The sequence below is a fragment of the Sphingomonas bacterium genome (assembly GCF_903643035.1).
Classification (GTDB): Bacteria; Pseudomonadota; Alphaproteobacteria; order Sphingomonadales; family Sphingomonadaceae; genus Sphingomonas.
In genome coordinates this window covers 1-11150 of the sequence record NZ_CAHJWW010000072.1, presented here as the reverse complement: position 1 = coordinate 11150, position 11150 = coordinate 1, and the positions used below count along the sequence as shown (strand labels likewise).

Genomic DNA, 11150 nt, shown 5'->3' with positions numbered 1-11150 from the left:
TCCGCCCCCGCCTCGCCCAGCTTGCGCGCGATGCCCCAGGCGAGCGACTTGTCGTTGGCGAGGCCCATGATGAGGCCGCGCTTGCCCGCCATCAATCCGTTCACGTCGCGCTCGCTTCCTGTGTCATGGCGACAACCCCTACTACCCGACCGCCGGGTTCCGCCAGTGCCGCCGTCACATACCGAGCGCCGCGCGGGGATCGCGCGCATCGGCGGCGGCCCAGCCTTCGACGAACCGCTGCAGGTCGGCGTCGTCGGCGGGCAGCTCGATCATCAGCGTCACCAGCTGGTCGCCCCGGCCGCCGTCCTTCCTGGTGAAGCCCTTGCCCTTCAGCCGCAGCACGCGGCCGGAGCTCGCGCCCTTGGGGATCGTCAGGTTCACCGGCTTGTCCACCGTCGGCGCGCGGATCGCGCCCCCGCGCACCGCCTCCGCCAGCGACACCGGCAGGTCGAGCCGCACGTCATCGCCCTCGCGCACGAAGAAGCGGTGGGACGCGACCTCGATCGTCACGATCGCGTCGCCGGCACCGCCCGGGCCGGGTTCGCCCTTGCCCGCCAGGCGCATCTGCGTGCCCGTCTCGACACCCGCGGGAAGCTTGAGATCCAGCGTCGTGCCGTCCGCCAGCACGATCCGCTGCGGCGCCTGGGTAGCGGCGTCGACGAAGGATACGGACAGGCGATAGGCGATATTGGCGCCCTTGGGCTGCGGGCGCCGGCCAAAGCCGCTGGCAAAGCCGCCGCGACCCGGTTGCGGACCGCCGCCGCCGAACATGTTCTCGAACAGGTCGCCGACGTCCACATTCTCGCCGTTGAACTCGAAGTTCTGGCCGCCAGGGGCGGCTCCGCCGCGAAAGCCGCCGCCGGGCCGGCCGCCGCCGAAGCCGAACGGCGCGGCCGGATTGCCGTCGCCGTCGATCTCGCCGCGATCGAAGCGCGCGCGCTTGTCCTTGTCGGACAGGAGGTCGTACGCCTGCGTCGCCTGGCTGAACCGCTCCGACGCCTTGGGATTGTCCTTGTTGCGATCGGGATGCAGCTCCTTGGCGAGCTTGCGGTACGCTTTCTTGATGCTGGGCTCGTCGGCGGTGCGCTCGACACCCAGAGTGGCATATGGATCGGCCATCGTGTCCCCGAAAATGGCGGAGTGTGTGATCTATGTGGGGCAGTGCGGGCGCGGGAGCAATGAGGGTATGAACGCGCGGCCTCGCCGATGCGTTGAGTAAATAGAGGAGACAAGGGCATGACCGACAAGCAACCGAACCAGGCGATGGGCGGCACCAATCCCAAGGGAGCGGGCGACGGCAACAAGGAGACCGGAGGCTGGGAAGGCGGTGGCGAGAGCGGTGGCGGCGCGCGACCGCAGAACCCGGACGGTGCCGGCGACGCGGGCAGCCACGGCGGCTTCATGGGTCACGGCGGCCAGAGCCACATCGGCTATTCGGGGACGGGGGACGAGGACGGCGAGGACAATCCGAACGCAGCGACGAAGGAGTAGGCTCCGTTTCGTCATTCTCGCGACCGCGGCGATGACGGAGCCTTACTCCACCGCCTCGAGCACCGCCGCGCGCAGGTCGGCGATGCCTAGACCCGTGTCGCTCGACGTCGACAGCACCTCAGGGTGGGCGGCCGGGCGCTTTCGCGCCTCCGCGGTCGTCGCCTCCGCGACCTCGGCGAGGTCGGTCGGCTTGATCTTGTCCGCCTTCGTCAGGATCAGGCGGTAGCTCACCGCCGCCTTGTCGAGCATCGTCATGATCTCGCGATCGACCTCTTTCAGGCCGTGGCGCGCGTCCACCAGCACCAGCGTTCGCTTCAACGCCTGGCGCCCGCGCAGGAAATCGTTGACCAGGAAGCGCCAGCGGCGGACCACGTCCGGCGGCGCCTTGGCAAAGCCGTAGCCGGGCATGTCGACCAGCCGGAACGCCAGCGGATCGCCGACGTCGAAGAAGTTCAGCTCCTGCGTCCGGCCCGGCGTGTTCGACGTGCGGGCGAGCGCGTTGCGCCCGGTAAGCGCGTTGAGCAGCGACGATTTGCCGACGTTCGAGCGGCCTGCGAACGCCACCTCGGGCACATCGGCATCGGGCAGGTGCTCCAGCGCGGGCGCCGAGCGCAGGAACGCGACCGGCCCGGCGAAGAGCTTGCGCGCCGCCTCGACCAGAGCGGCACGCGCCTGCTCGTCCGGCGTCACTTGACCGCCGCCACCTTGAGCTGCGGATGGCGCGAGTAAAGGAACCGCTGCTGCGCCAGCGTCAGCAGGTTGCTGGCGATGTAGTAAAGCTGAAGCCCGGCCGCGAGCGGCGCGAAGAACAGCATCATGATCCACGGCATGAACATCATCACCTGCTGCTGCGTCGGGTCTGCGGCCGCCGGGTTCATCCGCATCTGCAGCCAGATCGTGCCGCCCAGGAGGATCGCCAGGATGCCCAGGTGCAGGACGCCTGGCGGCGTGAACGGCAGCAGGCCGAACAGGTTTACCGGGGTCAGCGGATCGGGCGCGGACAGGTCCTTGATCCACGCCACGAACGGTTGGTGCCGCATTTCGATCGTGACCAGCAGCATCTTGTACAGCGCATAGAAGATCGGGATCTGGAGAAAGGTGGGCAGGCAGCCGGCGAGCGGGTTGACCTTTTCCGCCTTGTACAGCGCCATCACTTCCTGCTGCGCCCGCGTCTTGTCGTCCTTGTGGCGTTCCTGCAGCGCCTTCATCTTGGGTTGGATCGCACGCATCGCCGCCATGCTGGCGAACTGACGCTGCGCGATCGGGAACATCAGCAGGCGGATCGTGCAAGTCAGCAGGACGATGGCGGCGCCATAGTTGCCGACGTGCCGGAACAGCCAGTCGAGATAGTAGAAGATCGGCTTCTCGACGACGCGGAACCAGCCCCAGTCGATCGCGCGATCGAAATTGGCGATGCCGCCGCCGCCGTAGGTCCCGTCGTTATAGCCGTCGATCAGCCGTGTCTCCTTCGCACCCGCGAAGAAACGGCTGGTCTGCGTGACCACCTGGCCGGGACGCAGCTGCTGCGGCGCGGCGGTGAAGTCCGCCTGATACGCTCGGGCCTGCCCGGCCCCCGCGCCCGCGCGGAACTCGCCGTCGAAGCCGCGCGCCTGATCGGGCACCAGCGCGGTCAGCCAGTATTTGTCGGTGAAGCCCAGCCAGCCGCCGGCTGTGGTGAAACGCTGCGGCGCCTTGTCGACGTCGGCGAAGTCGATGCCGTAATCCGCCTTCCCCTCGTGCGCGCTCATCGGCCCGGTGTGGATCGTGCGGCTGGTCGCGTCCTTGGACACCCCGCTGCGGCTGACCAGGCCATAGGCGGCGACCGGCACCGCCGACGCGCCTGTGTTGCCGACGCTCTGCCGGATCGAGATCATGTAGCCGTCGTCTACCGCCAGATCGATCCGGAACGCGAGCCCGGCACCGTTGTCGGCGGTCAGCGCCACCGGATGACCGGGGGACAGGACGGGCGCGGACGCCTTCCACACCGCATCCGCGTCCGGCGTCTTCAGCCCGTCGCCGCGCCAGCCGAACTGCGCGAAATACGCCTCCGCAGCGCCGGCGGGGGACAGCAGGCGGATCGGCGCGGAGTGCCTGGCGACCGTCTCCTTGTACTGAACCAGCACGAGGTCGTCGATCCGCGGACCCTTCAGGTTGATCGATCCGGCCAGGCGGGGCGTGATGATGCGGACGCGGGGGCTTTCGGCCAGCACCACGCGGCGGTCGCGCGTCGCGACCGGGCCGTCGGCGGTCGGATCGGCGGCGGGATTGGGCAGCGCCTGCGACTTGCCGTTGACGATCCGGGTCGCGGGCGGGTTGGCGGCGGGGAACAGCCGGCCGGACACGAACGGCCAGCCGAACAGGATCAGCGCCGCGAGCACCGCGAACAGGATGAAATTGCGCGAGTCTTCCTTCACGGGAGCTTTCCTGACGTCAGGGCACGGGATCGTGGCCGTGGGCGCCGAACGGGTGACAGCGCGAGATGCGCTTCAATGCCAGCCAGCCACCCTTCGCCGCTCCATAGCGGCGAAGCGCGGTGATTGCATAGGCCGAGCAGCTTGGAGAGAACCGGCAGGCCGGCGGGAGGAGCAGCGAGGGACCCAGCTGCCACCCGCGCGCCACCAGGATCAGCGCCCGCGCGATCATCGCGTGATTTTAGCCAGCGCCTTGGCAAGCTCGCCGCGAAGCCTGTCGAACGATCGTTCTATCCCGTCCGAACGACCGATCAGCACATGATCCGCGCCCGGCACCCCGCTGTCCGGCAACAGCTCGCGGCCCAGCGCGCGGAAGCGGCGCTTCATGCGGTTGCGCACCACGGCGTTTCCGACCTTCTTGGTGACGGTGATGCCCAGTCTGATCGTGGGATCGCCGTCGTCGCGCCGCCGCACCAGCAGCACGAAGCCCGGCATCGGGGCGCGCCGCGCCTTGTTTGCGGCGAGGAAGTCGGGACGTCTGGTAAGGGTGCGTATCGCCGGCTTGGTGTCGGCGCCGCCGCCCGGCGTGGCCGGGCCGTCCAAGACTAAGCCGACAGCTTCTTGCGACCGCGGTTCCGGCGGGCACGGATGACCGAGCGGCCGCCGACCGTCGCCATCCGCGAGCGGAAGCCGTGACGGCGCGCCCGCACCAGATTGCTGGGCTGGAAAGTCCGCTTCATCGTTCATCACCCGGCTGGCACGTCCTGCGTGCGCTCGAAGAAAGGGCCGCCCGAGGGTCAGCCGTTGAGGGCGGGCGCATACCCGCAAAGGCCCGCGACGTCAATTCGCGCGCATCACCTGTTCCCCTCCGCCGCCGGGCCGCTATGCTCGCCTGCACAAGGGGGGCGGATGACGGCGAGCGTAGCGACGGTGGCTTATCTGGGGCTGGAGGCGCGGGCCGTCGAGGTTCAGGTGCAGCTGATCCCCGGCCTGCCCGCCTTCCATGTCGTGGGCCTCGCCGACAAGGCGGTGGCGGAAAGCCGCGAGCGGGTGCGCGGCGCGGTCGCGGCGATGGGCCTCGCGCTGCCGCCCAAGCGTATCGTCGTCAACCTGTCGCCCGCCGATATCCCCAAGGAAGGATCGCACTACGACCTTCCCGTCGCACTGGGGCTGCTGGCGGCGATGGGGATCGTCGATGCGGAGGCGCTGGCGGACTATGTCGTGGTGGGCGAGCTCGGGCTCGATGCGCGGATCGCGCCGTCACCGGGCGTCCTGCTCGCGGCGCTGCACGCTGCGACCGTGGGCAAGGGGCTGATCTGCCCGGCCGCGCAAGGATCGGAGGCGGCGTGGAGCGCAGGCATCGAGGTGCTGGCCGCGCCCGACCTGCTCGCATTGCTCAACCACTTCAAGGGTCACGGTCTGCTGAAGCCGCCCGAGCCGGGCGAGGTGGAGGAGGCGGGGCTCGGCCCCGACCTGAAACAGGTCAAGGGACAGGAGACCGCCAAGCGCGCGCTGGAGATCGCCGCAGCGGGTGGGCACAACCTGCTGATGGTCGGCCCGCCGGGATCGGGCAAGTCGCTGATGGCGAGCTGCCTTCCGGGCATCCTCCCGCCGCTTGATGCGGCCGAGGCGCTGGAGGCGAGCATGGTGCAGTCGGTTGCCGGCACGCTGGCGGGCGGACGGCTGACCCGGACGCGCCCGTTCCGCAGCCCGCACCATTCCGCCTCCATGGCCGCGCTGACCGGCGGCGGGCTGAAGGTGAAGCCGGGCGAGGTCTCGCTTGCGCATCTGGGCGTGCTGTTCCTCGACGAACTGCCCGAGTTCCAGCGCGCGGTGCTAGATTCGCTGCGCCAGCCCCTGGAGACGGGTACCGTCAGCGTCGCCCGCGCCAACGCGCACGTCACCTTCCCCGCGCGCGTCCAGCTCGTCGCGGCGATGAACCCGTGCCGGTGCGGGCATCTGGGCGACGCCGCGCTGGCCTGCTCGCGCGCGCCGCGTTGCGCCGCCGACTATCAGGCGAAAGTGTCGGGGCCGCTGCTCGACCGCATCGACCTGCACGTCGAGGTGCAGCCGGTGAGCGCCGCCGACCTCGTCCTGCCGCCGCCGACCGAGGGATCGGCCGAAGTCGCCGCGCGGGTGGCGGCGGCGCGGGGCGTGCAGTCGGCGCGCTATGCAGGCCAGGAAACGGGGACGCGCGTGCGCACCAACGCGGAAGCCGACGGCCCGCTGCTCGACGCGCATGCCACGCCCGACGACCCCGGCCGGCGGCTGCTGGCGCAGGCGGCCGAGCAGATGCGTCTGACCGCGCGCGGTTATACCCGCGTGCTGCGCGTCGCGCGGACGATTGCCGATCTGGCGGGTGCGGAGACGGTGGGGCGGATCCACGTCGCCGAGGCGCTGAGCTATCGGAGGCAGGCGCCGCGGAGTTGATGGCGGCTTGAAACGTAGCCTCCGGTTGCAGGAAGGTCGATCAGCACTTCCCGATAGCGGATATCGGATCGTTCGGTTGGATCATACGACCGGACGCCTCCCGCATCGCGCCGAACATCATCCGCTGCCATCATCCTGTGGTGGACCTGATCGAGTCCCCGAAGCTTATGCAGCAGCCGCTCAGTATTGCGCGTGCAGGCGGAGCGCGAAGACGTTGGCCGGGCCGCGATCGCCATTGTAGCCCGGGTTGCCGACGAGCTGGTAGTCCAGCGATACGGCGACCGCTTTCAGCGGCCTCCATTGATAATACGCCTCGCCGATCGCCTCGACGCCGGGATGCGGCAGCCGCCCGTCGCCGACGAGGACGCCGATGCCGCCGGCGTCGAGGTAGCGTTCGTGCTCGCGCGAGATGCCGTTGACTACCGCCGTGATACCGACCGTGTCGCCGGCGCGGCCCCATCGCCTGCCGTCGATCGACAGGCCGACCTGCGCCGTGCGGTCGATGTCGGTGAAGTCGTAGGGTTCGATCCCGCCACTCGCGACGCCGGCGCGCGCGAAGACGCCGATCGCCTCGGTGACGCCCTGCTCGACGTTGACGCTGGCGCCCATGCGCGTCCGTCGCGCCCGCACCAGCCCGGTGTCGGGCGCGTCCCCGGTGGCGGCGGCAAGCGCCAGCGCGTCGTCGAAGCGCCCGAACCGCCCGCGATTGCGGAACAGGGTGAGGCGGACCGCGCCGTCGCGGCCGCCAAGCCGGTGTCGATGCTCGATCTCGCCATCGAGCTGGAACTGCCGGAAGCCGCTCTCCAGCCGCTCGCCATTGGGGATCGTCGACAGGTTGAACACGCCGGCGCGCATCGTCCACGGCCCGCGATACCATTCGGCGGCGATCCCGGTCGAATAACCCCACGCGTCGGCGGCGTAGTCGAAGCTGCCCGCGTCCACGACCGCCCAGTTGAGGAAGTCGCGGCGGGGATCGTGCGCATAGCGGTTGGTGTCGAATACGTCGCCGACACCGAACTTGCCGGCGGTGAGCACGATGCGATCCGTTCGATGCGTGCCGGCGAACTGGTTCTGGTCCGCCGCCACCGTCTCCGCCGCCCCGCCCAGCGCGATCGTCTGGCGGAAGAACAGCCGTTGCAGCCGCGTATAGGGGCGGCTCTTGCCGACCTTGTACGCCTCGGCGCTCGGAAAGCCCGCAACGCCCAACGTGTTCGACAGGCCGAAGCCTTGGTCGACCTCCGGATTTGCCCACAGCTCGCCGCCCGCCCAGGGCCGAACGCCCGCGTAGAGCGTGAGGTCGACCGTCTCCTTCACCTGGCGCGGCGTCAGGCTGTTCGGGCCGTCGTACGGCGAGCGGAAGGCGGGCGTACCCTGCAGCACGACCGTGCCCTGGCCATGGATCGCGAGCCAGTCGGGAAGCGGCGACGCCGCCTCCTGCGCACGGATCGGCGAGAGGCCGGCAATGCCCGCGAGCAGCGCGACGGTGCGGCAGGCGCGCCTCACAGCAGCGTTCCATGCAGGACGATGGCAGCGACTCCGAAATAGATGACCAGCCCGGTCACGTCGACCAGCGTCGCCACGAACGGCGCCGACGCGCTTGCCGGATCGAACCCCAGCCGGCGCAGCCCGAACGGCAGCATCGAGCCGACGAACGAGCCGAAGGTGACGATGCCGACCAGCGCCGCGCCCACCGTCGTCGCGACCAATGGCCAGTGCGTTCCATAATCGTAGAAGCCGAGCCACTGCCATAGCGAGATGCGGGCGATGCCGATCAGCCCCAGGATCGCGCCCAGCGTCAGCCCGGTCGGCAGCTCGCGCAACGCGACCCGCCACCAGTCGCGCAACGTGACCTCGCGCAGCGCCAGCGCGCGGATGACGAGCGAGGTCGCCTGGCTGCCCGAGTTGCCGCCCGAACTCATGATGAGCGGGATGAACAGGGTGAGCACGATCGCCTTCTCCAGCTCGCCCTCGAACCCCTGCATGGCGGAAGCGGTAAGCATCTCGGACAGGAACAGCGCGCATAGCCAGCCCGCGCGCTTGCGGATCATCGCCCGGAAGCCGATCCGCAGATAGTTCTCGTCCAGCGCCTCGACGCCGCCGAAGCGATGCACCTGCGCGGTCTGCCGCTCGATCATGGCATCGATGACGTCGTCGACCGTGACGATGCCAAGCAGGTGGCCGTGCCCGTCCACGACCGGGATCGCCAGCAGGTCGTATCTGGAGATCAGCCGCACGGCCTCCTCGCGACGGTCGTTCGGGCCGATCGTGACCGGCCGGCGATCGGGCGCGGCGGTGAGCACGCCGGCGTGCGGATCGCCGGAGATCAGGCGCCGCAGCGTCACCGCCTGGACGAGCGTGTGCCTGGCCGGATCGGTGACGTAGACTGAATAGACCGTCTCGCGCGTGCGCTCGACCATGCGAATGTGGTGGAGCACCTGCGCGATCGTCCAGTCGGCGGGCACCTCGACGAACTCGGTCGTCATGATCGAGCCGGCGCTCGCCTCGGGATAGTCGAGCAGCCGCTCGATCGTCGCGCGAAGGTCGGGGGTGACGTGCGCCAGCAGCTCGGATCGCGCCGGCTCCGCCATCAGGCGGAACAGGTCGGCGGTGCGGTCGGCGGACATCGCGTCGAGCAGCGCGACCGCCATGGGCCGCGGCAGCAGGCCGACGATCTTCTCGGGACAGCCGATCCCGGGCTGGTCGAACGCCTTGACCGCCTCGTCGAGCGGCAGATGCCCGACGACCGCCGCGGCCTCGCGCGGATCATGGGTGTCTAGAATATCGGCGATGTCCGCGCCGCGCGCGCCCACCAGCCTGGCGGCTATGGCCGCCGCGTCGAAGATCGCGTCATGGTGGATGACGTTGTGCATGGCTCACCTCTTCTGATCCGCCGCACGCGGACCCAGGCGAGCCCCAAGGCTCAGGCCACAGGCACCGCGGACGGCAAGGACGGTCGACTGCTACTGTCGCTCGGCATGGGTTGACGACTTTCGGTTGCTTGCCCGCGTGACGGTTGTCTGCGGGCAGCGCGCCTGTGCTCGCGAAATCCGACTTGTGTCAAGTCAACGAACGCCGCGAGCCTGCATACATCGCGGTTCGGGAAGACGCAGTCGTCAAGCGATCCGCCACGGTGCCCAAGCCAGGCAAGCACGGTTTCCGCGCGAGTTCTGTCGCTTCGACCTAAACGGGCCGCTTCGTCCACTGCTGCACCATGGTGGCGCGGTCACGGGTGTCGAGCCAAGCCCTGCAATACTTTCGCTGGCCCATCGCCTTCCCGATCAGCAGGACCGCCGGACCATCGCCCAGGGCGGTCGCGGTGGCGAGCGGGAGCAGGTCCAGCCGGGTCGCGAAGACGCGTTCGCCGGGCAGGCTGGCATTCTCCACCACCACAGCCGGCGTCGTGGGCGGCAGGCCGTTCGCGATCAGCCGCTCCGCCACTTCTCCCGCGGCGGCCTTGCCCATGTAGACGGCCAGCGTGGCATCGGGGTCGGCGAGCGCCCGCCAGTCGAGGTCGAGCGTTTCACCGGCGCGCGCGTGGGCGGTGACGAATGTCAGCCTGCGGGCCAGTCCGCGCAGCGTGAGCGAAGCGCCCATGAAGCCCTTCTGCGCCGGGTCGAGCGCCAGCGACCTGGCGATGTCCGGCCCCAGCGGCCCCAGCAGCACCCAGACCATGAACGCGAAGTCGAAATACAGGAACGCGGCGAACAGCGTCGGCCGGTTGCCCGCCGTCCAGAAGCTGCTCCCGCCCGCGATACTCCCGCCGCCGGCCGTCATGCCGGCGGTCGTTCCGGCCGTGCCCATCGGCGCCGCCGCCCAATCCTGTCCCCTGGTCGCCATCGCAAGTCTCCCAGACGCAAAAAAGCCGCCTCGACAGCGGCCGGGATCGGCGTGTCGGGCGGCACCATTGCCATGGCGACCCGAGTGGATCGCCCCGTCGCCGACGCCCCTCGTTGGACGGCGGCAGCGGCTATTTCGTATCGGACGCCATTGCCCGACAGCGCGAGTATGTCCGAATCGAACCCATCATGCAAGCCGCTTCGTGCGATGGGACCCGATCATTGCGCGAGCGTGCGCAGATACCCCGAAATATCCTCCGGATTGAAGGCGCGCCCATCGAAGAAACGGTCGCTCCCGAGGATCAGCCGCCCCTGCGTCGATCCGACACCCGTGTCGCCGACCAGCGCACCTTCCAGCTTCGAGCTGGCGCCGGGCAGCGGCGCGCCGCCGCCGGCAAGGGCGCGCCGATAGACGTCGGGCCGGAACACGCCCTCGGCGATCCCGGCCTCCTCCGCCGAGACGGTGCCGCCCTCCCAGCGCACGAGCTGCGAGTAGAGCCACGCGGCCTGGCTGCGCCAGGGGAAGTTGGCGGCTTCGCGATACCGGAACATGAAGTCGGGGATGTGGATGGGGCGCGCGCCCTCGACCAGCCGGACGCGGTCGGAGATGGCGCGGCGGATCAGCTCGGCCGACCCGTCGAGATACTCGGGCCGGGCGAGCATCGCGGCGGTAGCCTCGGCCGTGTCGGGGCGCACGAACCAGGCGGCGGCGGCGTGCAGCGCGCGGATCAGCCGGTGGAACAGCTCGGGCGCATCGGCCAGGCGTTCGGCGCGGGTCGCGAGCACCTTCTCCACGCCGCGCCGCCAGATCTGCGCGGTGACCAGCACGATGCGGCCGACGCCGCGATCCACCGCCACCGAGTTCCAGGGCTCGCCGACGCAGATGCCGTCGACTTCGCCGGCCGCCAGCGCCTCGGCGGCGAAGGGCGGGCTGACCGTGACCGTCTCGACGTCGCGGGCGGGCCGTACCCCGCACGCCGCC

Annotated in this window: 12 protein-coding genes and 1 pseudogene; 2 read left to right on the top strand and 11 right to left on the bottom strand. The window is 69.9% G+C overall.

Annotation, left to right across the window (positions count from 1 at the left end):
* Together HUV01_RS15125 and HUV01_RS06570 are read right to left on the bottom strand one after the other, a co-directional pair.
* Window positions 1-104 (bottom strand): annotated as a pseudogene (locus HUV01_RS15125) (NADH-specific enoyl-ACP reductase); the annotation flags it as partial.
* 70 nt (window positions 105-174) lie between these two features.
* Window positions 175-1119, bottom strand: coding sequence for a DnaJ C-terminal domain-containing protein (locus HUV01_RS06570; protein ID WP_174297503.1), 945 nt, complete (start codon window positions 1117-1119; stop codon window positions 175-177).
* Window positions 1120-1236: 117 nt separating this feature from the next.
* Between HUV01_RS06570 and HUV01_RS06565 the strand changes: the two genes are divergently transcribed.
* On the top strand, window positions 1237-1491 hold the full coding sequence (locus tag HUV01_RS06565; RefSeq protein WP_174297502.1) for a hypothetical protein: 255 nt from the start codon (window positions 1237-1239) through the stop codon (window positions 1489-1491).
* Between the two features lie 42 nt (window positions 1492-1533).
* Here the strand turns inward: HUV01_RS06565 and yihA are convergent, their stop codons facing one another.
* From yihA to rpmH, 5 genes are read right to left on the bottom strand one after another with little or no spacing between them, the layout of a single operon-like run.
* Window positions 1534-2181, bottom strand: a complete 648-nt coding sequence (gene yihA, locus HUV01_RS06560; RefSeq protein WP_174297501.1) for a ribosome biogenesis GTP-binding protein YihA/YsxC — start codon at window positions 2179-2181, stop codon at window positions 1534-1536.
* A complete protein-coding gene (gene yidC / locus HUV01_RS06555; protein WP_174297500.1) occupies window positions 2178-3905 on the bottom strand; it encodes a membrane protein insertase YidC in 1728 nt (575 codons plus the stop codon). The genes yihA and yidC overlap by 4 nt, the downstream gene beginning before the upstream one ends.
* Before the next feature lie 16 nt (window positions 3906-3921).
* Window positions 3922-4134, bottom strand: coding sequence for a membrane protein insertion efficiency factor YidD (yidD, locus tag HUV01_RS06550; RefSeq protein ID WP_174297499.1), 213 nt, complete (start codon window positions 4132-4134; stop codon window positions 3922-3924).
* On the bottom strand, window positions 4131-4505 hold the full coding sequence (gene rnpA / locus HUV01_RS06545; RefSeq protein ID WP_254606425.1) for a ribonuclease P protein component: 375 nt from the start codon (window positions 4503-4505) through the stop codon (window positions 4131-4133). Before rnpA ends, yidD begins: the two co-directional genes overlap by 4 nt.
* A 2-nt stretch (window positions 4506-4507) precedes the next feature.
* On the bottom strand, window positions 4508-4642 hold the full coding sequence (gene rpmH / locus HUV01_RS06540) for a 50S ribosomal protein L34 (protein WP_140870725.1): 135 nt from the start codon (window positions 4640-4642) through the stop codon (window positions 4508-4510).
* Window positions 4643-4811: 169 nt separating this feature from the next.
* On the opposite strand from rpmH, the gene HUV01_RS06535 reads away from it, so the two are divergent.
* Window positions 4812-6332 (top strand): YifB family Mg chelatase-like AAA ATPase, encoded by a 1521-nt coding sequence (locus HUV01_RS06535; protein ID WP_174297498.1) that lies wholly within the window; start codon window positions 4812-4814, stop codon window positions 6330-6332.
* 180 nt (window positions 6333-6512) lie between these two features.
* Here HUV01_RS06535 and HUV01_RS06530 read toward each other — a convergent pair whose 3' ends face one another.
* The 4 genes from HUV01_RS06530 to HUV01_RS06515 all read right to left on the bottom strand — a co-directional run.
* Window positions 6513-7835, bottom strand: a complete 1323-nt coding sequence (locus HUV01_RS06530) for a carbohydrate porin (protein ID WP_174297497.1) — start codon at window positions 7833-7835, stop codon at window positions 6513-6515.
* Window positions 7832-9202 carry a magnesium transporter gene (mgtE, locus tag HUV01_RS06525; protein WP_174297496.1) on the bottom strand — a complete coding sequence of 457 codons (1371 nt, stop codon included), beginning with the start codon at window positions 9200-9202 and terminating at the stop codon, window positions 7832-7834. The genes HUV01_RS06530 and mgtE overlap by 4 nt, the downstream gene beginning before the upstream one ends.
* Window positions 9203-9512: 310 nt before the next feature.
* Window positions 9513-10106 carry a uroporphyrinogen-III C-methyltransferase gene (locus HUV01_RS06520; RefSeq protein ID WP_302480028.1) on the bottom strand — a complete coding sequence of 198 codons (594 nt, stop codon included), beginning with the start codon at window positions 10104-10106 and terminating at the stop codon, window positions 9513-9515.
* Window positions 10107-10387: 281 nt separating this feature from the next.
* The coding region (locus HUV01_RS06515) for an ABC transporter substrate-binding protein (RefSeq protein WP_174297494.1) at window positions 10388-11150 on the bottom strand (763 nt) is incomplete at its 5' end.